The organism is Schauerella aestuarii, from assembly GCF_009866805.1.
Classification (GTDB): domain Bacteria; phylum Pseudomonadota; class Gammaproteobacteria; order Burkholderiales; family Burkholderiaceae_B; genus Schauerella; species Schauerella aestuarii.
Genome location: NZ_SIZW01000038.1, coordinates 182,757 through 205,672, shown reverse-complemented (window position 1 = coordinate 205,672; position 22,916 = coordinate 182,757). Strand labels below are relative to the sequence as shown.

Genomic DNA, 22,916 nt, shown 5'->3' with positions numbered 1-22,916 from the left:
GCAAAAGTCAGTGAGCTGACGCCGTAAGTGGCGTATTCTTTTTTGCTGATGATCAACCCATAGCGTGCGCCCGTGGGGCGTGCGCACTTTGCTGCAGGCTTCGTTGTGCGTGTACTCGTCATTGAAGATGAAGAAAAAACGTCTACCTACATTCACCGTGGGCTGACCGAGATCGGCTATACCGTCGATGTTGCATCCACCGGCATCGACGGGCTTCATCTGGCGCTCGAGTTCGACTACGACGCTATCGTGCTCGACCTGATGCTCCCCGGCTTGAACGGCTATAGCGTGGTGGAGCAACTGCGCCGCCGCAAGTCGACGCCAGTGATCATGTTGTCCGCTCGGGGCGACGTTACCGATCGCGTCACCGGACTGCAGAAAGGGGCCGACGACTATCTGCCGAAGCCTTTTTCGTTCACCGAGCTTGTCGCCCGCCTGCAGGCGCTTACACGTCGGCAAGGCGCGGGCCTGGAAGCGACCACCTTGCAGGTTGAGGATTTGACGATCGATCTTCTCGCGCGGCGCGTTGCCCGCGCAAACGACCGCCTTGAATTGACCGCGAAAGAGTTTTCGCTGTTGAGCCTGCTTGCCCGGCATCAAGGGGAAGTGCTCTCGAAACTCATGATCGCGGAACAGGTCTGGGATATGAATTTCGACAGCGACGTCAATGTCGTGGAAGCTGCGATCAAACGACTCCGCGTGAAGATCGACGCACCGTATACCAACAAGTTGCTGCACACCGTAAGAGGGATGGGTTACGTACTGGAAGCCCGTTTGAATACGGGCGGCAAAGCGACAGCATGATGCGCCGCAACTCCATTGCCTGGCGCATGGCTGCCATGTTTGCAGTAACGGCGGCGATTGTGTTCTCGGGCGTCGCCTATTTTTCATACAACGTGCTTTCCAATTCGGTGCGCAATCAGGTGCGCGCCGAGTTGGCGTTTCATCATTCGATTTTGCTGCCGTTCATCTCCGAGCGGGATACGCCTACCGAATGGGATGCTGTTCGCAAGAAGCTCGACGGCATGGCGCCGGAAGTCGGCCGGGTGCGCTATTGGATTCAGTGCGACGATCCCACCTATCGCTATGGCGGGCTTGCAGAGCGGGATGGGCTCGATGTGTACGGCAAGGTGCCGATCAATGATTTCGGCTTTACCAAGGATGGCAATCCGCCGAAGATCTGGGGTGTGATGGTGCGGTCGATTCCCGCCAGCGCGGACCGGCCCCCACTTGAGTTTGCGGTCGCGCTCGATGCCACCGACTACGTGCACACCAAAGAAAAATTCCAACGCGTGATGCAGATCACGTCCACGCTCGGCATTCTATTGGTTGCGGCGTTTGGCTACTGGATTGCCAAGCTGGGGCTGGGTCCGGTTCGCAAGCTGGGCGAGCAGGCGAATGCGTTGCCGCCGAAGGATCCACGCAAGCGTTTGAATATCGAGAACTTGCCGACCGAAATTCGCGAGCTCGCCGTGTCGTTCAACAACGCGCTCGAGCGTCGCGAAGCCGCGTGGCGCCAGCTTGAAGGCTTCAACGCGGATACCGCGCACGAGTTGCGCACGCCGTTGACGAACCTGATCGGGCAAACGCAGGTGGCGCTCGCCAATCCGCGCAGCGTCGATGAGATGCGTGATCTGCTTGCTTCCAACCTGGAAGAGCTCGATCGCATGAGCAATATCGTGAACGATATGCTGTTTCTGTCGCGCGCCGATAATGGGAGTCGCGCGGCGGACCTCGATGAGGTGTCATTGAACATGGAAGCGTACAAAACGGCCGAGTATCTGGAGCACCTGTTCCTCGATGCGCGGTTGACGGTGCGGATCGTGGGCGATGCGCATGCACGCGTCGACCGGCGCTTGTTCCACCGTGCGCTTGCCAATCTGCTGTCGAATTGCACGCAATATGCCGATCCGGATAGCGAAGTGGTCGTGTTGATCGACACAACGACCGAGCACGTCAGAATCTCGGTATCCAATGAAGGTAAGCAGATTCCGCTGGATCAGAAACCGCGATTATTCGAGCGGTTCTATCGCGGCGACGGTGCGCGCACCAGCAGTGGCTTGCATCATGGGCTGGGCCTATCCATTGTGCGGGCGATCGCCAATATGCACGACGGCGATGTGTTCTTGAAGAGTGCCAATGGCATCAACACCTTCGGCTTCACACTCTGCCGCGACATCCGTCAGGCGTGAGCGTGTGAAAATGCTCAGCCTGCCGCGTCGCGTGTGGTGCCGTCGGCGTTGGGGAATATGCATCCGCCATTCCGAACCAGCGTCCTCACTTCATCGCTCATCTGCACGGGGTTTTGAAGTAGTCGTGCAATGAATTTCTTTTGATGCCGCACGTTCGACTTCGGATCGTGCTGCGCGCTCCAAAGCACGATGTTCAGCACGATGGGGATCAGATCCAGGCCCTTCTCGGTGAGGAAATAGAAGTCCTTACGGCCATCGTCGGGGCTGGGCGTTCTCGAGAGAATCCCTTGGTCTTCGAGAAACGCCAGACGGGAAGCGAGCACATTGGTCGCAATGCGCTCTTCTGATTTCAAGAACTCCCCATAGGTCTTTTTGCCACTAAAGACGATGTCGCGAACGATCAGAAGCGACCATCGGTCGCCGAAGAGCTCCACACCGTAGTTCACCGCGCAATGCGACCGAATTTCTTTATTCGTTGTCATCCTTCGATTTTAACATCGCTTGCGATTAACAAGTAACGTTTCGTATATCGCTTGCGTTATGCAAGTAATATGAATAGCATGGCTTTCATCATGAGCGTGGCGCCGACTTTGCCGCAACGCCATCCCGATGCGCCATTTCGGTGATTCGTCACCCCGGCTTGGGTACGCCGCCGTTCCGTGGCGGTGAAGCGCAGCACGCATTCATTGAGCCGCAGCGTGGCGAGGAGGGCGCTTCTACAGGCCTGCTTGCCCGCATCGCACGTTACTCACAAGGAGCATGACTATGCGCGTTTTAGTGACTGGCGGAACCGGCCATATCGGTTCATACATCATTCCTGAGCTCGTCGCTGCAGGACATGAAGTGACTGGCCTGGCTCGCTCAGACAAAGCCGCTACGGCGGTAGCCGCACTAGGCGCCAAGGTGTGGCGCGGGGATCTTTCCGATCTTGAGGGGCTCAAGGCGGCGGCAGCGGCGTCCGAAGGGGTAATTGATGTCGCACACCGGCAAGACCTGCTGCCCACCGGCGGCCTGGACGCCGTGGCGGCCGCAGAGCGCCAGATCATGTTTGCCTACGGCGATGCGTTGGCCGGAACAGGAAAGCCGCTGGTGGCATCGGGAAGCATTGGTTCGCCCGGCTGGGAGAAGCTGGGCCGCCCGGCCACTGAAGAGGATCCGGCGCTACCGGGCGGCGATCCCTACAAGGGCACGTTGCGGGTGCGCAACGGGGTGGATCTCGCTGTTATCGGCCTCGCCGACCGCGGCGTGCGGTCTTCGATTGTGCGGATTCCGCCCATTGCACACAGCGAAACCGATGTGGGATTTCTTCCCATGCTGATCGGCTTGGCTAAGGATAAAGGCGCGGTTGGCTACGCAGAAGCGGGCGCGAATGTTTGGCCGGCCGTGCATAGTCGCGATCTCGCCATCTTGTTCCGCCTGGCGCTCGAGAAGAGTCCCGCCGGCAAGTATTGGCATGGCGTTGAGGGGGAAGGCGTTCCGATGCGCAAGATTGCAGAGGCGATCGGCCGTCGTCTGGACCTTCCGGCGGTGAGCATCCCGAAGGACGTGCTTATGTTGCCGGGCTTCTTCGGGTTTCTCGCGAATCTGGTCACGCTCGATCTTCCCGCGTCCAACTTGATCACCCGTCAGATCCCTGGTTGGGTACCCAAGCAGCCGAGCCTGCTCGGCGATCTGGACAATGGGCACTACTTTCCCGCCGATTGAAGGAATGAGTAAAGCCGGCTTGGCTCTCAAGCCAGGGATGGCCCTAGGCACTTCAAGCAAAACTTAACTTACAAGGACACACCCATGAGCACGATCAACACAATCAGCATCATTGGCGCCGGAGGGATGGCGACGACGATCGCCGGTCGTAGTCTCAAAGCCGGACACGCCGTGGAAGTGATCGGCCGCGATGCTGCGAAAGCGCAGGCATTGGCTGACACGCTCGGTGTCGGCGCCACAGCAGGGACGTACGGCGCCGAGCCGGTGGGCGACATCGTCATCCTCGCCGTCCCTCATGGCAGCGCGGCATCGGCGGTGGCCGATTTCGGGAGCGCGCTGGACGGCAAAGTGATCATCGACATCACGAATCCGATTGCGCGCGATCTCTCGGGACTGGAGACGCCCTACCGCAGTTCTGCTGCGCAAGAAATCGCCAGGCATTTGCCGGCCAGTGCGCATGTCGTCAAGGCGTTCAATACCCTGTTCGGTCACGTGCTTGACCGAGGCGGGCGCCTCGACGTGTTCATCGCAGCCGACGATTTCGGGGCCAAGGCGCGCGTGTCGGCTTACGTCGACAGTCTTGGCTTGCGGCCACTGGATGTGGGCGGCTTGCACATGGCCCAGACGCTCGAATCCCTTGGCCTGCTGATGATCGGCTTGGCGAAGAACGGGGCCGGCACGTTCGACATCGCCATGCATGTCGATATTGGCCGATCGTTGGCGTTATCGACTTGATCGAAGGCGCGCAACGCGGCGGGTGTGGGCGGGATGCGGGCCTAGCCGAGTACGGTGTCGGCCAGCAAATACACGTCCAGCACGATGATTGCCCCGGTCGTGAAAACGGCCATGACCGCCCAGGTTCTCGCCAGCACGAACTTGCCCATCACATCGCGGCGCATGGCAAGCCAGGTGAGCGGGATCAATGCGAACGGCAACGCCAGACTCAAGATGACCTGGCTCAATACCAACAAGTTATCCGGATCGCGGCCGCCGTTTTCGATCAACAACCCAATCGCCGCCATCGCTGCGATCACCCGCGTGATGACCGCGCGGCGATTATCCGAAACGGCATGCGATGCAAAGCCACTGGAGAGCACTCGACCGGCAAGAACGCCCGTAATCGTCGAGCTTTGTCCCGCCGCGTAAAGCGCCACGGCAAACACGATCGCCGCGCCCATGCCCAGCGTTTGCCCGATCGCGGTATGCGCGGCGTCCAGGCTTGATACCGGAATGAGCGATCCCGAGAGCGACGCCGCTGCCACGATCATGATGGCGGCATTGATCAGCATTGCTACGGTGAGGCACACCAGGGTGTCCATCTTGGCCAGTCGCATGGCGATCGCGCGCGACATGTCCGTCAAACCGCGACCTTGGGCCGCGAGGGAGCCGGAATGCAGATACAGGTTGTGGGGCATTAGCGTGGCGCCCAGGATGCCCAAGGCGATCATGAACCCGCGTGAGTCCGACAGGGCATGGCCGGGTTGGGCAGCTTCGGTCGCGACCTGAGTCCATGCCGGGTTGGCTTTGAAAAGCAGATAAACGAACGAAGCAGCCACGACGGCGAGCAGCACCGCAACGATCTTCTCGTGTCGTTCGGCGCGGCCGCGGGCGACTACCAGCACGGTCAACGTGCCCACTGCGGTGATCGCGACGCCGCTGATGAGTGAGATCCCGAAGAGCAGACGCAGCGCGATAGCGCCGCCGATGAGTTCGGCCAGGGCCGTGGCAAGAATCGCCGCCTCGCCGGCGATCCAGGAGGCGCGCGAGACCCCGCGCGGCAAATGGCGGGCCGTAAGCGTGGCGAGATTCTCGCCCGTGGCCAGCGCAGTGCGAGATACCAGCACCTGGAACCCCATGGCGATGAGGGCGGACAAAATGACGATCGAGAGTAGCGCGTAGCCGAAGCCGCTACCGCCGGCAATGTCTGTGGCCCAATTGCCCGGGTCGATATATCCCACAGCCACGAGCAAGCCCGGGCCGACCACGCGGGCCAGATTGGGTGAGATTTTGCGGGTGGCGCTTGCGCTGCTGCCGGCAAGAGCAAAAATGAGGGAGGGCATGCGGACGTCCAGGAGAGGCTCAGTGATTGTGCGGCGAGGTGCGCTGAACGTCTAATTAATTGAATTCTAACTAACGATAGTTTTTGGCGATACTGCTCGAATACGTTCTGAGATCGAAAACGCCCGCGATCGCGCGGGCGCTTTTTCGAGCTTCAACCGGCGGCCAGTGCCGCCACTTGATTCGATCAGGAAGCCAGTTTGGCGTCCATGGTGATCTTGGCGTTGAGCACCTTGGAAACGGGGCAACCGGCTTTGGCCTTGTTGGCAGCTTCTTCGAATGCCTTGGCGTCGGCACCCGGAATGGTCGCCACAACGGTCAGGTGGATCGCCGTGATGGCAAAGCCGTCATCCAGCTTGTCCAGGGTGACATCGGCCTTGGTCTCGATCTTGTCTGCGGTCAACTTGGCTTCGCCCAGAATCATCGAGAGCGCCATCGAGAAGCAGCCTGCATGAGCCGCGCCGATCAATTCTTCCGGGTTGGTGCCCGGTGCGCCTTCGAAGCGGGTGTTGAAGCCGTAAGGCTGCGCCTTGAGGGCGCCGCTTTCGGTCGAAATCTGTCCTTTACCTGTTTTCAGGTCGCCTTGCCAAACTGCGGATGCGTGTTTTTTCATGCGAAACTCCTTGGTTGAGGTGCGGCGGGGGTCGTCACGCTCGCTGTAGTTGAACCCGTAAATCGCTAGCACGTGCCATGCCGGACGGGGCCGGGCGCGGCTGGCGCCCTGTGGAAACCGAATGCTCTCTCTGAATGCACAACTCACCGCTCAAGGTTTGTCCTTCGAGCGCCTGGTACCCGCACTGGATGCCGCCTTCGCTGCGCCGCTGGACGTGCCCGCGCGGCATGTGCACGATATTTCAGTGGGCGGCGCGCATGGCACGTCGTTGATCATGCCGGCGTGGAATAACGATGGGTATTACGGCGTGAAGATCATCAACATCTTTCCGCACAATGGCGCAGCCGGCTTGCCCGGCTTGCACGCCACCTACACGTTGTTTGATGCGCGTACGGGCGTGCCATTGGCACAACTCGATGGCGATATCTTGACGGCTTATCGCACGGCGGCGGCTGCAGCCCTGGGTGCGCGGTATCTCTCCCGAGTGGACTCGAAAACGCTTCTGGTGCTGGGCACGGGGCGCATTGCGCAGTTGCTGCCCGAGGCGATGCGTAGTGTGCGTCCGATCGAGCGGGTATTGGTGTGGAATCACCGGCCGGAGAGTGCGGCGCGCTTTGGCGATACCTTGAAGGCGGCCGGCTGGCAGGCGGAGGTCGCGCCTGACCTCGGCGAGGCCGTGCAGGCTGCGGATATCGTGAGCTGCGCGACGCTATCGGAAACGCCGTTGGTGATGGGAGAGTGGTTGCGGCCCGGCACGCATCTGGATCTGATCGGCAGCTTCAAGCCGGTAATGATCGAGAGCGATGCGGTGTGCTTTGAACGGGCGCACGGTCAAGTATTTGTGGATACGTTCGAGGCGCTGAAGAAGTCGGGCGATTTGCTGCAGGCCATCGAGGCGGGTGCGCTGGCAAGCGATGGCATTGCCGGCGATTTGCACGCACTCATTACGGGGCAGTCGGCGGGACGGCGCGATGCGGCAGCGATCACGATCTTCAAGGCGGTCGGAAACGCAATCGAGGATCTGACGGCCGCGCAGGCGGTCTATGAGGCGAGTGCGTCTTAGGCGCGGGTGAGGCTTGCTGGAAGACGCGACCCTATCGTGCTTGGCAGCGGCAATCACCCCTTGTTCAACGACGCTTTCAATCGCGCCGCCGCCTCAGCCTTCAGGGCACTGCGATCGATCTTGTTCGTCGAGGCCAGCGGAAAGCCGTCCACAAACCACACCTGTCGAGGATGTTGATACGCAGGAGCATGCGCCAACGCGTATGTTTTGAGCGCCTGCGCATCGATGGTGCTGCCCGCGCGCTGCACGACAAACGCCACGGGCTTTTGGCCTTTGATGTCGTCGTCCACCGGCACCACAACGGCTTGCTCGATCGCAGGATGCTGCTCCAGCATCTTTTCCACCTCGCCCGGGTAGATGTTTTCGCCGCCACTGACGAACATGTCGTCGCGGCGGCCTACAAAGTAATAGAACCCGTCGGCATCCCGGCGAAACACGTCGCCGGTGACGTAAAAGCCATCGGTACCGATAGGATGCTTGACGTCCGGACGTTGGTGATAGCCGAGCATGACGCCTGGGCTCTTGAGCGCGAGGACGCCCTGGTTTTCGGCGTCGGCCTGATCGTTTTCGTTATTTTCTGCGCCACGATCCAACCGGATCGAAACGGCCGGGTGCGGATAGCCCACCGATAATGGGGGTGTGGGTTTGCCTTCCGGGTGCGGCCCGAACACGACGGGTCCACCTTCCGTGGTGCCATAGGCATTGATCACGCGGGCGTTGGGCAAGAGGTGATGGATGGCGGCAAGCAGGCTTGGGCTCACGGGTGCGGAGCCCATGCGGATCACGCGCACCGACGATAGATCGGTGATGGCGATCAGCGCCTTCTCTTGCAGCATCATCGCAATCATCGGCGGCACCGCAGTGAGCCAGGTGCAGCGGTATTGCGCGATGGCACGCAGATATTCGGCGGCCGTGAACTGGGGCAGCAACACGGTGGTGGCGTGCGACGCGAGCGAGAGCAGCATGAGCGCCAGCGCGTTCATGTGATACAGGGGTGCGGCAATCAGGGCGCGTTCTTCATCGAGCGGGGTGGCGCTGCGGCGGGTGTTCACGATCCAGAGATGGCTGGCATGCGACAGCAGCACGCCTTTGGGTTTGCCGGTGGAGCCGGAGGTGTACAGCATGAGGGCCGGGGTGTCAGCCGATGCGGGCTGCACCGCGTCGAACGATCCGGGGTCGGCGAAGCCGGCGAGCGGTGTGCCCTCTGCGGAGATCAAGGCAACGGCATCGATCGCCGGCGGCAGTGCATCGCGGCGCGCAGCATCGTAGAAGACCAGCTGCGCGCCGCTATCGGCCAGCACATAAGCGATCAATGCAGGGGGAAATTTGAAGTTCACGGGCACGGCAATCAAGCCCGCGCGCATGATGCCCAGCACCGATGCCACATAAGGCACCGAGTTGGCGGCGAGCAGGGCGATGCGGGTGCCGGCCGCATAGCCGCGTGCGGCGAGCGTGCGGGCTACGCCGTTGGCAAGCGCATCGATGTTGCGATAGCTGTAGTGGCGCGCCGGCGCTTGCGCGTCGCTGTCCACACCGATCAGTGCGATCTTGTCCAGATCGCGGGCGGTGTCGATGATGGCGCCCAGATTTCCAGCGGTGTTCATGGCAATGTGTCTCATGATGGCCGAGCCGTGCGAGTCGTGCGATCGCGCGGTCTGGCGAGAATCAGCGTCAACGCGCGTTGCGCGGCACTGACGGCTCGGCGCTGCGCTTACGCTTTGGGAACCGCGGTCGAGTAGACGCCGCGGCCGCTGGCGACCAGCTTGTTGTCGATGTCGAACACTTGCGCTTCCGCTACCGAGATCTGCGAGCCGAACTTGATGACCTTGCCGGTCACGCGCAAGTCACCCGGCGGCGCGGGGCGGTGATAGTCCACGCGCAGATCGATGGTGGGCACGCCACGGCCGGTTTTGGAGACGAGCGCCCAGTCCGCGGTCAGATCGACCAATGCGGCGAGGATGCCGCCGTGCGTATAGCCTTTGTCGGGATTGACGACCCATTCGTCGCGCCATTTCGCGCGCAGCGTGATTTCACCTTCGCCCACCGATTCGACGGTGATGCCGAGCCATTGGTGATAAGGGCCGCGTTGCAGCTTGGCTTCGATCTCTTCTATCGTGGGAAGGGCAGTTGAAGTCATTGAATCTTTCCTTTGATTGAATCGGTTCGCACGCGGCGATGAAGCGCCGCAGTGCATGCAAATGGCGTCGTGCGTGCTGGATTGCCAAACGCACGGTGGATGGGCTTTCTGGACCTTGCCCGTCACGTCTGCACGCCTTACGGCGCCACCACCACCTTGCCCAGCACTTCGCGGTCGCGGATCAGGGCCAAGCCTTCGGCGGCTTGTTCCAGGGGCAGCACGCGATCGATGATGGGTTCGATCTTGCCTTCGGCAATCAGGTTGAGCAGGGCTTTGAGGTCTTCGTCGTAGAAGCTGTTCGAGCCGCGGATGTTGAGTTCGAAGCTCCATACGTAGCGCAGGTCTTCCTTGGGATCGTGGCCGGCAGTGGCGCCGCACACGAGCAGGGTGCCGCCGCGCTTGATGCACTTGAGCGACGGCAGCCACGTATCGCCTCCGGTGAAGTTGATCACCACGTCCACGCCGCCTTCGTAGTTGCGGCGTTGCGGCTTGCCGTAGCGTTCGATGGCCCACTTCGAGAAGTCGGTGGTGCGGTAGTTCACGACGTGGTCGGCACCCAGTTCCTTCAGGCGTTCGGCTTTTTCGTCGCTGCCGGCGCAGGCGATCACTTCGGCGCCCAGCAGTTTGGCGAGCACGATGCAGGCGGTGCCCACACCGCCGCTGGCGCCCAGGATCAAGACGCGATCGCCGGCCTTTACGGTGTTGTGCGTGATCAGCATGCGGTGCGCGGTGCCGTAGGCCACGGGCAACGAGGCTGCGGCCTCAAAGCTCACGGCTTCGGGTAGGGCGATGAGTTGCGGCTCGGATACCAGGCAGTACTCGGCCATGCCGCCGTCGAGCATTTCGCCCATCAGGCCTTTGCTGCGGTTGAGCGGGTTGACGAGTACGCGGTCGCCCACATTCCAGCCGGTGACACCCGCGCCGAGTTCAACGATCTCGCCGGCCAGATCCAGGCCGATGATGACCGGCAGCGGCACTTTGATTCCGGGCATGCCTTTCACGGTGAACACATCGTGATAGTTGAACGACGATGCTTTGACGCGAATGACGACGTGGCCTTCGGTCGCTTGCGGACGGGCGCGATCGGTGACGACCTGCAGTTGGTCGAGATCGCCGTGCTGCGACAGAACGAGTGCTTTCATGGTGTTGCTCAAGTGATGCTCCTTGATGGATGGGATGGCGGGGGGCGACGACGTGTTGGTAAGAAGGCCGTCGCCCGATCGCTGGCCTGGAAGATGAGTTACCTGATGGCCCTACTTGATCGCTTTAGCGGCGGTATATGGGCCGCTCACGAAGAGGTCGTCGCTGATGTCGCCCTTGATGGCGCCGCTTTCAACGAAGGCTTTGTGTTGCAGCTTTAGCGTGGCGATGTCGGCGGGCTCGAAGCTCACGCGGTTCATGTCGTTCCACAGGCTCACGTATACCTTGGCGTCTTTCTCGGGCAGGTTCGCGCTCTTTTGCAGAATGCTCACGACCTCATCGCGGTGCGTGTCGCCCCATGCCAATGTCTGGCGCAAGCCGGCGATCACTTTGGCCACCGTGTCGGAGTGCTGCGCCACGAACTCGCTGCGCACCGCGCCGATGCCGATGTAGGGCACGGCATCCGTCTTGGTGAGCTTCTGCCATTCTTCGGCGAAGGTGCCAATGCGGGTGACCTTCAATTCATCGAGTTGCGCAACCGTGACCGAGCGCAACGCGGCGGCGTCCACCTGCTTTTGAACCAGGAACTGCGCGAGCCGGGATTCGTTGCCGCCCACCAGCGAGAAGTCATTGGCTTTGATGCCGGCATTACCTGCGAGCACGGTGCCTGCGATCACGGCAACGGAGCTGCCGGCGGGCGACATGCCCACTTTCTTGCCTTTCAGATCGGACAGGGTTTTGATGGGCGAGCCTTCCGGCACCACGAATTGCACGTCGGCCGGTTGCGTGGCGGCAAACACCTTGATCGGCACGCCGTCGGAGGCAGCACTGAAAACACCGGCGGCGGGGGCACCGAACGCCAGGTCGATCGAGTTGGAGGCCAGCGCGCGCAGCGGGGCGTTCACGTCCGGGAACTTGACGAACTCAACCTCCAGGCCTTGGTTCTTCAGGAACGGGCTGGCTTCGAGCACGGCACCCAACCCCAGGCTGACGCCGCTGCTCCAGTAGCCGATGCGCACTTTCTCGGCGGCATGGGCGGGTAGGGTGGCGGTAAGTGCGGCAGCAGCGACCACGGCGCTGGTGAAGAGGGCTTTGAGTTTCATGATGGCAAGGTTCCTGGTCGGTGACGAGATAGCGAATAAGTGAACGGCGCAATGTGAAATGCGAAACGCGAACTGCAAAACGCGAAATTTGAAAGGCGAAGTGCGCATCCAGAATGCGAAGACGAAGTGCAAGCGCGAAATACGAAGGCAGACTGAAGAGGCGAAATGCAAAATCAAATGCGGGCGGCGACGGTGGGCGATCAAGCCCCTGCATCATGACTACTGCGGTTTCCAGCGAAACAGATATCGTTCGAGCGGTTTGAGGATGCCGCTTTCGATCAGCAGCATCAGCGTGATAAGGAGTACGGTCCAGGCAAATACCTGATCGGTCTGAACCAGATCGGCGGCCTGGCGCAGCCGGTAGCCGATGCCGTCGGACGAGCCCAGCGTCTCGGCCACCAGCGACACGCGCCAGCCGAAGCCGAACGCCAGCCGGGCGCCACCGAAGAAGGCCGGCAAAATCGTAGGCAGGTAGACCTTTCGCAGGATCTGCAGACGGCTCATGCGAAAGCTGCGCGCCAGATCCACGTGCTGAATGTCGACGGTTTTCGCGCCTTGCCATACGCTGGTGAGGATCAACGGCATGGCCGTCATGAACACGACGAAGATCGTGGTGCCATTGGATATACCGAACCAGATGATGGCGAACACGGCCCAGATCGCGGACGACACGGTGTTGAGCACGGCCAGCAGCGGTTCGAACAATCGTGCCAGCGCACGGCTCGACCCCACCGCGATGCCCAGTGGCGTGCCGATGATCGCGCCGAGCGCGAAGCCTGCCAGCACGCGATAGAGTGTGGTGCCCACGTCATGAAAGAACGTGCCGCTTTGCACCAGCGCGACCGTCGCGCTGAAGACGCGTTGGGGGCCAGGCAAGACAAAGGCGGGCACGCGCGAAGCGGCGATCCACCACAGCAGTACGACCACCCCTGTCAACGCAGTGCGTTGCAGGATCAGCGCGGCGAGATCGCGCGAGGCGGTCGTGCGTGGGTGGGGAGCAGTGTGTGTGCTCATGCGTGCACCACCTTCAAGCGCAGTTGCCGGGTTTGTTCGGTGACGGCCACATCGGTGGGCACGCGCGGGCGCGGCAGGTTCACAGAGACGATCTCACGGATGCGGCCGGGCCGCGGTTCCAGCACTACCACGCGATCGGCCAGAATCACGGCTTCCTCTACGTCGTGCGTGACGAACACGATCGTGGCGCCGGTCAAGGTTTGCAGGCGCAGCACTTCGTCGTGCATCTGGCTGCGCGTCTGTGGGTCGAGTTTTGAAAACGGTTCGTCCATCAAGAGCAGGGTGGGTTCGACGACGAGACTGCGCGCCAAGGCCACACGGCTGCGCATGCCGCCCGAAAGCTCGTGCGGCCACGAGGCGCTGAAGGGCTCGAGCCCGACCAGCGCGAGTGCCGCATCTGCTCGCTGGATGCGCTCGGCATGCGATACCGACGTCGCCTCGAGGCCGAAGGCGACGTTGTCGCGCACCGATCGCCAGGGGAGGAGACGATCTTCCTGAAACATGTAGGCCACGCGAGACCATTGCGTATACGAGGACGACGGCTCGCCATCGAGGCGCAAGGTGCCGCGATCGGCGCCGAGCAAACCGGAGATGATGTTGAGCAGCGTGCTCTTGCCGCATCCCGATGCGCCCAGCAGCGCGACGATCTCACCGGGGGCAACGGCGAAGTTGATGTCGCGCAGCACTTCCAGCGCACCGAAGTGCTTGCCGATGCCGTTGAGTTCGAGCGCGGATTCCACGGTGATGGTCATGGCAGGTTGTCCCGGTTGAGCATGGGCAGAAACGCGCGCGTTTCGCGCAGGCTGGCGTATACCTTCTCGAGCGTCATCGCCTGAAAGGTCTCGACATGGCGGCGCGCAATGAGCTCTGCGCGCTTACCGTCGCCTTCGGCGAAGGCGTCGATCATGGCGTTGTGATCGTGTTTGATCTCGGGCTTCGTGCCCTGCACGCCAAAGCCCAGTGCTACCAGGCGAGACATTTCATCCATCAGGTTTGAAAGCGTGCGATGCAGACGCTGGTTGCCCGATGCAAGTGCGATCGCCAGGTGAAAGGCGTTGTTCGCGTGCATGAAAGCGTCGATCTGGTCGTTGATGTCGAGCTCTGGATGACGCACGCGGCACGCCGCTTCGAGGGCACGCAGTTCGGCGATATCCACGCGGCCCGTGGCGAGTCGTGCGGCGAGCGGTTCGAGTTGCACGCGCAGCGAAAATACCTCTTCCACATCTTGCAACGTGATCGGCGCGATGCGGTAGCCCTTGCGCGGACGCGACACCACCAACCCGTCATGGATCAAACGCACGAGCGCAATGCGGCAGCTGCTTTTGCCCAAGGTGTACGCGCTCATCAGTTCGGGCTCGGTGACGGTGGCGCCGGGCGCCAGGCGGCACAAGAGGATGTCGCGGCGCAGTCGTGCATACGCATCGTCGCCACTGCTCAACGCAGCAACCGCCGGGGTATCTTGCGCAGCGTCTGCGATGGTCTGTAATGCCGTTGCGCTCATGTGCGTGCCTCTCTGTAAAGCTGTGAGCGGCTCACAGAATGTGTGAGTGCTGCTCAAACAAGGCTTCAGTCTAGGTAGGTGAACCGCTGTGACGAACAACCGATTTGTAGTTAGCTCATATCGCTCACGCATATGCGGGTTTGCACGCGTGGCTATCAGCTTCGATAAGAGAGTAGGAACGATGACGCGATGGATGGCGCGGAAGGCCCCGCATACGATGCGGGGCCGTCGCGTATTCGCCCGATGCTCGATGAAGGGTGCTATCTCAACTCAGAAAGCATGTTTCAGTCGGCGCCTTCCCCGTCGGCTTCAAGTGCGAGCGACGTTCACTGCGCCGATTTCTTGATGTTCCAAAACACTGGGGCCGGAGATTCCAGCACACCGCTCAGGGTGTTGCGATACGCGGCCGCCGTGTGGATTTCGCCCAGGGTAATCGCCACCCCTTCGTCGAGCATCACATCCTGCAGCTGCTCGGCAGCGGCTTTGCGTTCGGTATCGTTGCGCGCCAGCAGGAATTCGTCGCGCAGGGCTTCCACCTTTGGCACGGTGGGCCAGCCGAACCACGCCTTATCGCCGTTGGCCGACACGCCATAGTTGCGCAGCGGATCGGCAATTTCGCTTACGTGCCACGTGGTGACGAAGATGCTCCAACCGCCTTTGTCCGCCGACTCACGATTGGCCCGTCGGGACAGCATGGTCATAAAATCCATGGCTTGCAGCGAGACGTTGAAGCCAGCTTGGCGCAATTGCTGCGCCATCACCACAGGGATGCCGGAGGCGGTGGGAATGTCAGTGGCTTGCAAGATGACGATCGGCTCGTTGTTGTAGTTCGCTTCTTTCAGCAACTGCTTTGCGCGCTCGATGTTTGACGGCACGATCATGTCTGCACGCGTGGTGCTTGCGTAGGGCAGGCCGCAACCGAAGACCGCGCCGCATGTGCTGAAGAATGCCGGATCGCCAACTTGAGCCTGCAGGATCGTCTCTTGTCCAACGGCATACATGGCCGCTTGACGAACCAGCTTGTTGTTGAACGGTATTTGCGTTTGGTTGAATCGATACATCGGTTGATAACCGAGCTTATCCAGCACCTTGAGCGTCACGTCGGGCGCCTGCTTGACGAGCGCGGTCATGTCAAACGGCACGGTTTCGAGGTAATCGATCTCGCCGCTCATGAGCGCGTTTGCACTGATCATCGCGTCTGGCATGACGATCCATTCGACGCGATCGACGAACACCCGTTTGCCGCCAGCGGTTGCGCTGGGCGCCTCGCTGCGCGGCACATAGTCGGCATTCTTTTCATAAACCGATTTCACGCCGGGTTGAAACTGCGCCTGCACGAACTTGAATGGGCCCGAGCCGGTGTAGTCGGTGATGGCCTGCGTGGCCGGTGTGGCGGCGACGCGCTTGGGCATGATGAAGCTGGGTAGTCCGCTGGGTTTGCCCAGGGCGGCAGCCAAATCCAGAGGGGTATCGAGCACGACCGTAAAGGTTTTGTCGTCGACGACATTCATGCCGGCAATGTGGGGGGTGATTTGCCGGCCCATTCGGTCCTGCTGGGCCCAGCGTTTGATGGAGGCCACGCAGTCGTCGGCCGTGACCGGCGCGCCGTCGTGCCATTTCAAGCCGTCGCGCAAGACGAAGGTGTAGGTTTTGCCATCGGCCGACACCTCCCATCGCGCCATCTGCGGCTGCACTTTGTTGTTGGCATCGGTGGCCAATAACGTGTCGTAGATCATGTAGCCGTGGTTGCGTGTCTGGTGCGATGCCGTCAGTACGGGATCGAGTACGGTCAACTTGCTCGCCATCACAACCGTCAGCGTTTGAGCCGGCACATTGGCCGGCGTTTGCGCGTACACCAGGGTTGCAGCACTGAATGCGAGTGCCACGCTGATTGCGCCGCGAGCGAGCAACGCGGCCGGAAGACGCCCAGCAAAATCGGTGTTCATAATTTTCCCTTGGATGTGGCGGGTATGCCCCCGCCATCGTTGATATAACGGGTCAGACGTACTCGAAAGAAAGGGGTGACATTTGTTGGGCGGTGCGCCCGGCGACCAGATCTCGACTCGGCACCAATTTCTCGGCGCGCCGTTGCGCCGCGTCGACCTGTTCGGCCGCAGCGTGATAGTCGAGCGAGTCCACGCGCCCCTCGTGCACGACGCGCAACCCATCGATATAGACCGTGTGTACGGCGCGATCCGCAGCCGCATAAACCAGGCTACGGATGGGATCGCGCGAGGGCCGCATCAAATGATGCGTCATGTCCACCATGACGAGGTCGGCCCGTGCGCCCACTGCCACGCGCCCGATGTCGTCGCGGCCCAGGGCTGTAGCGCCGCCGATGGTGGCAGCGTGAAACACGTCGGCTGTGCTCACGGCGCGCGGCGTTTGCGCCATCAGTCGCGCCAGATAACCAACGTGGCGCATCTCCTCAATCATGTTATGCGGATAGGTGTCGGTACCGATGCTCATGTTTACGCCTGCGCGCAAGTAACGTCCGAAATCGCGTAGCGCCATGCCACGGCGCATGAATACGGTTGGACAATGCGCGACGCTGGCACCGGAATCCGCCAGGATCGAGAGATCGGTGTCGGTACTCCAATGCGTATTGGGGTGATCGTCGACGAAAATGGCGTGCCCCACCAGACTGCGCGAATCGAGTACGCCCAAACTGTGCAGCCATTGAATTGGTGTCAGCCCATGCCGGCGCGTGATCTCATGAAACTCTGGAAGCGACTGCGCTGCGTGCGTCTGCCAGCCGATGCCGCGGCGGCGCGCCTCATCATGACTTGCCTGCAGCAGTTCGGGGGTGCACGTGTCGATCTGCGCAGGTACGAGCATGCCGGCCAAGCGGTTGCAAGGATGGGCCTGCGCCTGATCGATCAACGCCAACGCCTGCTCCATCCCTTTGATGCCCGCTTGCTCGTTCCAGTCGTACTCCACGACGTGGCCGTTGCGGGTGTACCAGCGTGCCGAACGAAACATCGGGGCGACATACGCCCGCAACCCGCTCTGTACCAGGATGTCGATCCAGCTCTCGTGCGCGATCGACATATCGACCACGGTGGTGACGCCGGACATCAGCAGTTCGGACGCCGCAAGCGTCAGTTGTGCCGGTGCCGCTTCGGCATCACCCGACATCGTCGGCATGAACTCATACAGGTTCGAATTGTAGAGTCCGGCCGATCCCGTTTCGTCGGTGTAGCCTTTGTTGATAGGCTCATGTACCAAGTGGCTGTGTACGTCGACCAGCCCCGGCATGACCATCATTCCCGCACCACTTACGGTCACGCACAGCGCGTCGGGCACGTAGCCAAGTCCCACATGAGTGATGGTGCCGTCGCAAAACGCGACATCGGCATCCTTCATGTATACATGCCGGGCACGGGCAGCGTCCCATGCAACGACGCAAGCCGCATTCTTGATCAGGGTGGTAGTCAAAGTCATCTCCAGGTGAAACGTTTGGATCAACTGACTTGGCAGGCGGTGCGCCAGTCGGTCGGGGTTTCGGCACGTGCGCTGACGCGAGGAATGGAAGGCAATCCGCGGGCGATGAATTGGCCGGCGCCGGCATGGCCTGAAAATGTCTTGCCATCCCACACCACTTCGCCGCGCAGCAAGGTCATCGCGGGCCAGGCATTCAATGTCATCCCTTCATAGGGCGTGTAGTCGCAGGCGTGATGAAGATCGTCGTTGCTCAAGCAGAAATTGCGCGCGTCCCAGATCACGAGATCGGCGTCGCTGCCGATGGCGATGGTGCCCTTGCGGGGATAAAGGCCGTACATCCGTGCGGGATGCGTGGCAGTCAGTTCGACGAACTTGTTTACACTGATGCGTCCGCCCAGCACGCCTTCCGAATACAGCAACGGCAGACGCGTTTCGATGCCCGGAATGCCGTTCGGAATATGACGAAAGCGCACTTCCTCGCCGCCAGGCGCCTTGCCGTCATCGCCCGTTAGATTGAAAGGGGAGTGGTCGCTCGAAAACACGCTGAACAAGCCATCGGCCAGTCCTTGCCAGATGGCTTCGTGGCTGGATTTGTCACGTGGTGGCGGGCTGCATACGCAACGTGCTCCGAAGTAACTTGCGTCGGTGCCCAGATCGGCTTCGGTCAACAAAATGTATTGCGGGCAGGTCTCGGCGTAGATGTTCAAGCCTTGCGCGCGCGCCTGCCGGATTTGATCGACAGCCTCGCTGCCCGACACGTGCACAAGCAGAATTGGCGTGTCTACAAGTTCGGCCAATGATATGGCGCGATGCGCGGCCTCGCGCTCGACCAATAGGGGCCGCGACGTGGCGTGGTAGCGCGGCGCCGTTCGTCCTGCCGCTTCAAGTTTTCGGGTCAGCCAAGCGATGCAGTCGGCGTTTTCAGCATGGATCATCGGCATGCCGCCGTGGGTGCGAACCACGTCGAGTACATCCAGGATCTGGCCGTCGGTGAGCTTGAGCGCGTCGTAAGTCATGTAAAGCTTGAACGACGTGTAGCCGGCTGCGATCAGACGCGGCAGGTCTTGCAGGATTTCAGGACGGGGGTCGGTCAGGATCAGGTGAAACGCATAGTCGACGCAGGCGCGTCCACTGGCTCGCCGGTGGTAATCGTCGATCGCGGTCTGCAGATTTTCGCTACGCACCTGCGCGGCGAATGGAACAACGGTGGTTGTGCCGCCGCAAGCCGCGGAACGGGTTCCGGAGAAAAAATCGTCCGACAGTTTGACCGGAGGTGCCATGGGTTGGTCGAGATGGCAATGAGCATCGACGCCGCCCGGCGTCACCACGCGGCCGGCGGCGTCGATGTCGCGTCGACCTCGCGCGAGTCCTGTTCCGATCTGCTTGATCCTGCCGGCGACGATCCCGATATCCGCATGGTAGGTATCGCTGGCCGTCGCAATGATGGCGTTGCGAATGACCGTGTCGTAGTCGAATGAGGGGGACATGGCTGCGCTTGAAGAGGGGGTTTGGACGAGTGACCCAACCGCTCTAGGCATCGATCCGTGAGTCCATTCTAGGACTGTAGATTGGATTGATAACAGTAGCGATTACCCTGCTATGTACATTCCATCAATGGATTGTTAACATTTTTGTTGTATCCGACCCCTTACTATTGCGCGATCTCTCGCCTCAGACTCACACTTATGCCACACACCCCAACGCCGCCCGATAAGTCCGAAACTGCGTCGTTACCGGAAGCCGGTCGCAGGCGGGAGAGCACGGTGGTAGAGGTATATGAACGGATCTATAACGCCATTCTCGATAACCGTTTGAAGCCCGGCACCAAACTCGTGGAAGAACGCTTGTCCGAAATTTTCGCGGTCAGCCGACCGCGGATTCGGGAGGTGTTGGCGCGTCTTGCACACGAGCAGATCGTTGAGTTGTATCCGCAGCGTGGGGCTTACGTGGCCAAGCCCACGATCGAAAAGGCAGTCGATATCTTCGAAGCGCGACGGGTGATCGAGCCGGCGATCGTCAGGCGCCTGTGTGGCAATCTCACGTCCGAAAAACTCGAGCGGCTGCATGCGCACGAGCTTCTGGAGCAGGACGCGCGCGCACGTCGGGACAAACGATCGATCATTCGGCTGTCTGGCGAATTTCACGTGCTGCTAAGCGAACTCTCAGGCAATGCCGAACTGGCGCGCATCATGCGCGAGTTATCGACGCTGACGTGTCTGGTGATTTTTCTATATAACCTACCCACCGCCACGACCTGCCGCCACGACGAGCATGCACTCATTATCGAGGCGATATCCGCGCGTAATGTGGCACTGGCCGAATCCCTGACGCTCCAGCACTTGGACCATATCGAGCAAAGCGTCAAGCTGGAGCCGCCCGAAGAGTCGACGGATTTGGAAGATGTGTTCAAAGTGCGGGATTAGCGTGGCGAGATCGGGGTACTGACAACGGCCTGATTGACTCGAGTTTTCCGCCTGCATGCGAAATGGGATAGCACCGTTGCGTACGCACAGGAACAGCGACTAGGGCAAAATGCGGGCTGTCTCCTTATCTCTTTTGCCGTCGAGGTTTTCATGTTGCGCATTGTTGTTTCCCTGGCCACCGCCGGATTGTTGACGTTGTCCGTTGGCGTCGCACGTGCCGACATCACGATCGGTGTCGACCTGTCGACCACCGGCCCGGCCGCGGCCATCGGCATTCAAAGCAACAACGCGATCCGCCTGTGGCCCGCCACGTTGGGCGGTCAGCCCGCGCGTTATGTGGTGCTCGACGACGGCACCGATGTGAGCCGGGCGGTGAAGAACATGCGCAAGCTGACGTCGGAAGATCGCGTCGATGCGATCGTGGGCCCGAATATCACCGCCGCCGCGCTGGCTGCCCTGGATGTGCTCGCCGAAACCGGTACGCCCATGATTGCGTTGGCCGCGTCGAGCACGATCGTCGAACCGCAGAGCGACCCGAAGCGACATTGGGCGTTCAAGATGCCGCAGAACGATTCGCTGATGGCATCCGCGCTGGTCGACCATATGAAGAAGAACAACGTGAAACGCGTAGCGTTCATTGGCTTCAGCGATTCGTATGGCGATAGCTGGTGGAAAGAGTTTTCGGACGTCGCCGGCAAGGACGTCGAGGTCGTGTCGCAAGAGCGCTTCCAGCGCACCGATGCATCGGTGGTCGGTCAGGTGCTCAAGACCATGGCGGCCAAACCCGACGCCGTGCTGATCGCCGGCTCCGGCACGCCGGCCGCACTGCCGCAGAAGACGCTGGTCGAACGCGGCTACAAAGGGCCGATCTATCAAACGCACGGCATCGGTACGCTCGAGTTCCTGCAGATCGGTGGCAAGGACGTCGAAGGCACGCTGTTTCCCACGGGCCCGGGCGTGGTCGCGCGCCAATTGCCCGACAGCAATCCGGTCAAGCAAGTCGCGGTGTCGTTTGCCGACAAGTATGAGGCGCAGTACGGCAAGGACACGCTCACGCAATTTGCGGGCGACGCGTTTGGCGCCTGGATGTTGCTCGACTCCGCCGTCACGCGGGCGCTGGCGGGTGGCACCAAGCCCGGTACGCCCGAGTTCCGCCGCGCCTTGCGCGATGCTTTGGCCAGTACCGATAATCTGATCGTGCCCAATGGCGTGCTCAACATCACGGCCGATAACCATCAGGGTTTTGACGACCGCGCCCGAGTGATGGGAACGGTAAAAGACGGCAAGTTCGCTTACGCGCCGCAATAATGCGGCGATATCGTCACTAAATCCTACGACCGATTTTTTTGACGGAGACGTGTTAAGCGTCTCCGTTGTTACTTGCGGCTCTTGAGGCAAGGCGCGATACGTGTCGCTAATCGCGACAAAAAATAAAAAAATACAACCAATTATTACACCTTCTGCGCCGAGTTCGATCTCGCGGCGGGTCGTAACACTTTGGGTTTCTCGCTAGTATCTTGCCCTTCATAAGTAGAACAACCAGGCAAGAGGGAGAAGCCAATGACGTTACGCCATCTCCGATGGATGGGCGTTGCGGCCTTTGCTGCGGGTGCCGTGATGCTCGCGGGATGTTCAGACCGCACGCAGGATGCTGCTGCCACGCAAAGCACGCTCGAAAAGGTCAAGGCCGCCAAGAAGATCAGGGTGGGCTATGCCAACGAAGCGCCGTATGCATTCATGCGCAGCGACGAGAATCAGGTTACCGGCGAGGCTGTCGAAATCGCACGCGTGGTGCTCAAGCGCATGGGCGTGGATCAGGTCGACGGCGTGCTGACCGAGTTCGGCTCGTTGATTCCCGGCCTGCAGGCCGGCCGCTTCGACATCATTGCGGCCGGGATGTACGTTACGCCCGATCGCTGCAAACAGGCCTTGTTTTCCGAGCCCACTTACGGCGTCGGCGAAGCCTTCCTGGTGCAGCAGGGCAATCCAAAACAATTGCACAGCTACGAAGACATCCTGAAAAACAAGGATGCTCGCCTGGGTGTGGTCGTGGGCGCGATCGAAGGCGACTACGCCGAGAAACTGCAGATTCCCTCCGAACAAGTGATCGTGTTCCCCGATCCGGTGAGCGCGCTGTCCGGCGTGCAGGCTGGACGTGCGGATGCCTATGCCGGCACGGCGTTGACCATCGCCGATCTGATGACCAAGACCAAGCCCAAGGACGGGCTGGAGCGCGCCGAGCCGTTCACCGATCCGGTGATCGACGGCAAGGATGTACGCGGCTATGGCGCGTTCGCGTTTCGCAATGCCGATCAGGAATTCAGAGACGCGTTCAATGCCGAGCTGACCAAACTGATCGGTACCGAGGAACACCGCAAGATCGTCGATCCCTTCGGCTTTTCGACCGCCGAATTGCCCACCGGAGTGACCACCGCCAAGTTGTGCGCGGGTTGAACGACATGCAGGCCGATTGACTTGACCCGCCCGGCGCGCGATCAGCGTTCGGCATTCGGCGATCGGCCAC

21 protein-coding genes are annotated in these 22,916 nt (G+C 61.0%); 8 read left to right on the top strand and 13 right to left on the bottom strand.

Annotation, left to right across the window (positions count from 1 at the left end; all coding sequences use genetic code 11):
* Positions 1-105: 105 nt before the first annotated feature.
* Both EYW45_RS02530 and EYW45_RS02525 read left to right on the top strand, forming a co-directional pair.
* On the top strand, positions 106-804 hold the full coding sequence (locus EYW45_RS02530) for a heavy metal response regulator transcription factor (protein WP_161133806.1): 699 nt from the start codon (positions 106-108) through the stop codon (positions 802-804).
* Positions 801-2,192, top strand: a complete 1,392-nt coding sequence (locus EYW45_RS02525; RefSeq protein ID WP_235938771.1) for a heavy metal sensor histidine kinase — start codon at positions 801-803, stop codon at positions 2,190-2,192. The genes EYW45_RS02530 and EYW45_RS02525 overlap by 4 nt, the downstream gene beginning before the upstream one ends.
* A gap of 14 nt (positions 2,193-2,206) precedes the next feature.
* Here EYW45_RS02525 and EYW45_RS02520 read toward each other — a convergent pair whose 3' ends face one another.
* Positions 2,207-2,674, bottom strand: coding sequence for a winged helix-turn-helix transcriptional regulator (locus EYW45_RS02520; RefSeq protein WP_161133805.1), 468 nt, complete (start codon positions 2,672-2,674; stop codon positions 2,207-2,209).
* Positions 2,675-2,957: 283 nt separating this feature from the next.
* On the opposite strand from EYW45_RS02520, the gene EYW45_RS02515 reads away from it, so the two are divergent.
* Together EYW45_RS02515 and EYW45_RS02510 are read left to right on the top strand one after the other, a co-directional pair.
* Complete coding sequence (locus EYW45_RS02515; protein ID WP_161133804.1) at positions 2,958-3,896, top strand: SDR family oxidoreductase; 939 nt, start codon at positions 2,958-2,960, stop codon at positions 3,894-3,896.
* A 93-nt stretch (positions 3,897-3,989) separates the two neighbouring features.
* Entirely contained in the window at positions 3,990-4,631 is a 642-nt protein-coding gene (locus EYW45_RS02510) for an NADPH-dependent F420 reductase (RefSeq protein WP_161133916.1), read from the top strand.
* 41 nt (positions 4,632-4,672) lie between these two features.
* On the opposite strand, the gene EYW45_RS02505 is transcribed toward EYW45_RS02510, so the two are convergent.
* Positions 4,673-5,956 carry an Nramp family divalent metal transporter gene (locus EYW45_RS02505; protein ID WP_161133803.1) on the bottom strand — a complete coding sequence of 428 codons (1,284 nt, stop codon included), beginning with the start codon at positions 5,954-5,956 and terminating at the stop codon, positions 4,673-4,675.
* A gap of 185 nt (positions 5,957-6,141) precedes the next feature.
* Entirely contained in the window at positions 6,142-6,567 is a 426-nt protein-coding gene (locus tag EYW45_RS02500) for an OsmC family protein (RefSeq protein WP_161133802.1), read from the bottom strand.
* Between the two features lie 121 nt (positions 6,568-6,688).
* Between EYW45_RS02500 and lhpI the strand changes: the two genes are divergently transcribed.
* Positions 6,689-7,630 carry a bifunctional Delta(1)-pyrroline-2-carboxylate/Delta(1)-piperideine-2-carboxylate reductase gene (gene lhpI / locus EYW45_RS02495; protein ID WP_161133801.1) on the top strand — a complete coding sequence of 314 codons (942 nt, stop codon included), beginning with the start codon at positions 6,689-6,691 and terminating at the stop codon, positions 7,628-7,630.
* A 53-nt stretch (positions 7,631-7,683) separates the two neighbouring features.
* On the opposite strand, the gene EYW45_RS02490 is transcribed toward lhpI, so the two are convergent.
* The 10 genes from EYW45_RS02490 to hydA form a co-directional block, all read right to left on the bottom strand.
* On the bottom strand, positions 7,684-9,234 hold the full coding sequence (locus tag EYW45_RS02490) for a class I adenylate-forming enzyme family protein (RefSeq protein ID WP_161133800.1): 1,551 nt from the start codon (positions 9,232-9,234) through the stop codon (positions 7,684-7,686).
* Positions 9,235-9,341: 107 nt separating this feature from the next.
* Positions 9,342-9,767, bottom strand: coding sequence for a PaaI family thioesterase (locus tag EYW45_RS02485; protein WP_161133799.1), 426 nt, complete (start codon positions 9,765-9,767; stop codon positions 9,342-9,344).
* A gap of 137 nt (positions 9,768-9,904) precedes the next feature.
* Positions 9,905-10,909 carry a zinc-binding dehydrogenase gene (locus tag EYW45_RS02480; RefSeq protein WP_202444552.1) on the bottom strand — a complete coding sequence of 335 codons (1,005 nt, stop codon included), beginning with the start codon at positions 10,907-10,909 and terminating at the stop codon, positions 9,905-9,907.
* A gap of 111 nt (positions 10,910-11,020) precedes the next feature.
* On the bottom strand, positions 11,021-12,010 hold the full coding sequence (locus EYW45_RS02475; protein WP_161133797.1) for an ABC transporter substrate-binding protein: 990 nt from the start codon (positions 12,008-12,010) through the stop codon (positions 11,021-11,023).
* 219 nt (positions 12,011-12,229) lie between these two features.
* Positions 12,230-13,024: an ABC transporter permease gene (locus EYW45_RS02470; protein ID WP_161133796.1), complete on the bottom strand. Its 795-nt coding sequence runs from the start codon at positions 13,022-13,024 to the stop codon at positions 12,230-12,232.
* Positions 13,021-13,776: an ABC transporter ATP-binding protein gene (locus EYW45_RS02465; RefSeq protein WP_161133795.1), complete on the bottom strand. Its 756-nt coding sequence runs from the start codon at positions 13,774-13,776 to the stop codon at positions 13,021-13,023. The genes EYW45_RS02470 and EYW45_RS02465 overlap by 4 nt, the downstream gene beginning before the upstream one ends.
* On the bottom strand, positions 13,773-14,525 hold the full coding sequence (locus tag EYW45_RS02460) for a GntR family transcriptional regulator (protein ID WP_161133794.1): 753 nt from the start codon (positions 14,523-14,525) through the stop codon (positions 13,773-13,775). Before EYW45_RS02460 ends, EYW45_RS02465 begins: the two co-directional genes overlap by 4 nt.
* 326 nt (positions 14,526-14,851) lie before the next feature.
* Positions 14,852-16,471, bottom strand: a complete 1,620-nt coding sequence (locus tag EYW45_RS02455; protein WP_161133793.1) for an ABC transporter substrate-binding protein — start codon at positions 16,469-16,471, stop codon at positions 14,852-14,854.
* A gap of 52 nt (positions 16,472-16,523) precedes the next feature.
* Complete coding sequence (locus tag EYW45_RS02450) at positions 16,524-17,969, bottom strand: amidohydrolase family protein (protein WP_235938769.1); 1,446 nt, start codon at positions 17,967-17,969, stop codon at positions 16,524-16,526.
* Positions 17,970-17,989: 20 nt separating this feature from the next.
* Positions 17,990-19,456, bottom strand: coding sequence for a dihydropyrimidinase (gene hydA, locus EYW45_RS02445; protein ID WP_161133791.1), 1,467 nt, complete (start codon positions 19,454-19,456; stop codon positions 17,990-17,992).
* A 276-nt stretch (positions 19,457-19,732) separates the two neighbouring features.
* Between hydA and EYW45_RS02440 the strand changes: the two genes are divergently transcribed.
* The 3 genes from EYW45_RS02440 (at position 19,733) to ehuB (ending at position 22,846) form a co-directional block, all read left to right on the top strand.
* Positions 19,733-20,392 (top strand): GntR family transcriptional regulator, encoded by a 660-nt coding sequence (locus EYW45_RS02440; RefSeq protein ID WP_328703580.1) that lies wholly within the window; start codon positions 19,733-19,735, stop codon positions 20,390-20,392.
* Between the two features lie 150 nt (positions 20,393-20,542).
* Positions 20,543-21,700, top strand: coding sequence for an ABC transporter substrate-binding protein (locus tag EYW45_RS02435; RefSeq protein ID WP_161133789.1), 1,158 nt, complete (start codon positions 20,543-20,545; stop codon positions 21,698-21,700).
* Between the two features lie 252 nt (positions 21,701-21,952).
* Positions 21,953-22,846, top strand: coding sequence for an ectoine/hydroxyectoine ABC transporter substrate-binding protein EhuB (gene ehuB, locus EYW45_RS02430; RefSeq protein ID WP_161133788.1), 894 nt, complete (start codon positions 21,953-21,955; stop codon positions 22,844-22,846).
* The last annotated feature ends 70 nt before the right edge of the window (positions 22,847-22,916 follow it).

What these genes read in the sequence shown, in the direction of transcription:
- EYW45_RS02525 (WP_235938771.1), top strand. Translation starts at nt 801, where the DNA reads ATGATGCGCCGCAACTCCATTGCCTGGCGCATGGCTGCCATGTTTGCA.
- EYW45_RS02520 (WP_161133805.1), bottom strand. Translation starts at nt 2,674, where the DNA reads ATGACAACGAATAAAGAAATTCGGTCGCATTGCGCGGTGAACTACGGT.
- EYW45_RS02515 (WP_161133804.1), top strand. Translation starts at nt 2,958, where the DNA reads ATGCGCGTTTTAGTGACTGGCGGAACCGGCCATATCGGTTCATACATC.
- EYW45_RS02505 (WP_161133803.1), bottom strand. Translation starts at nt 5,956, where the DNA reads ATGCCCTCCCTCATTTTTGCTCTTGCCGGCAGCAGCGCAAGCGCCACC.
- EYW45_RS02500 (WP_161133802.1), bottom strand. Translation starts at nt 6,567, where the DNA reads ATGAAAAAACACGCATCCGCAGTTTGGCAAGGCGACCTGAAAACAGGT.
- lhpI (WP_161133801.1), top strand. Translation starts at nt 6,689, where the DNA reads ATGCTCTCTCTGAATGCACAACTCACCGCTCAAGGTTTGTCCTTCGAG.
- EYW45_RS02490 (WP_161133800.1), bottom strand. Translation starts at nt 9,234, where the DNA reads ATGAACACCGCTGGAAATCTGGGCGCCATCATCGACACCGCCCGCGAT.
- EYW45_RS02485 (WP_161133799.1), bottom strand. Translation starts at nt 9,767, where the DNA reads ATGACTTCAACTGCCCTTCCCACGATAGAAGAGATCGAAGCCAAGCTG.
- EYW45_RS02480 (WP_202444552.1), bottom strand. Translation starts at nt 10,909, where the DNA reads ATGAAAGCACTCGTTCTGTCGCAGCACGGCGATCTCGACCAACTGCAG.
- EYW45_RS02475 (WP_161133797.1), bottom strand. Translation starts at nt 12,010, where the DNA reads ATGAAACTCAAAGCCCTCTTCACCAGCGCCGTGGTCGCTGCTGCCGCA.
- EYW45_RS02470 (WP_161133796.1), bottom strand. Translation starts at nt 13,024, where the DNA reads ATGAGCACACACACTGCTCCCCACCCACGCACGACCGCCTCGCGCGAT.
- EYW45_RS02465 (WP_161133795.1), bottom strand. Translation starts at nt 13,776, where the DNA reads ATGACCATCACCGTGGAATCCGCGCTCGAACTCAACGGCATCGGCAAG.
- EYW45_RS02460 (WP_161133794.1), bottom strand. Translation starts at nt 14,525, where the DNA reads ATGAGCGCAACGGCATTACAGACCATCGCAGACGCTGCGCAAGATACC.
- EYW45_RS02455 (WP_161133793.1), bottom strand. Translation starts at nt 16,471, where the DNA reads ATGAACACCGATTTTGCTGGGCGTCTTCCGGCCGCGTTGCTCGCTCGC.
- EYW45_RS02450 (WP_235938769.1), bottom strand. Translation starts at nt 17,969, where the DNA reads ATGACTTTGACTACCACCCTGATCAAGAATGCGGCTTGCGTCGTTGCA.
- hydA (WP_161133791.1), bottom strand. Translation starts at nt 19,456, where the DNA reads ATGTCCCCCTCATTCGACTACGACACGGTCATTCGCAACGCCATCATT.
- EYW45_RS02435 (WP_161133789.1), top strand. Translation starts at nt 20,543, where the DNA reads ATGTTGCGCATTGTTGTTTCCCTGGCCACCGCCGGATTGTTGACGTTG.
- ehuB (WP_161133788.1), top strand. Translation starts at nt 21,953, where the DNA reads ATGACGTTACGCCATCTCCGATGGATGGGCGTTGCGGCCTTTGCTGCG.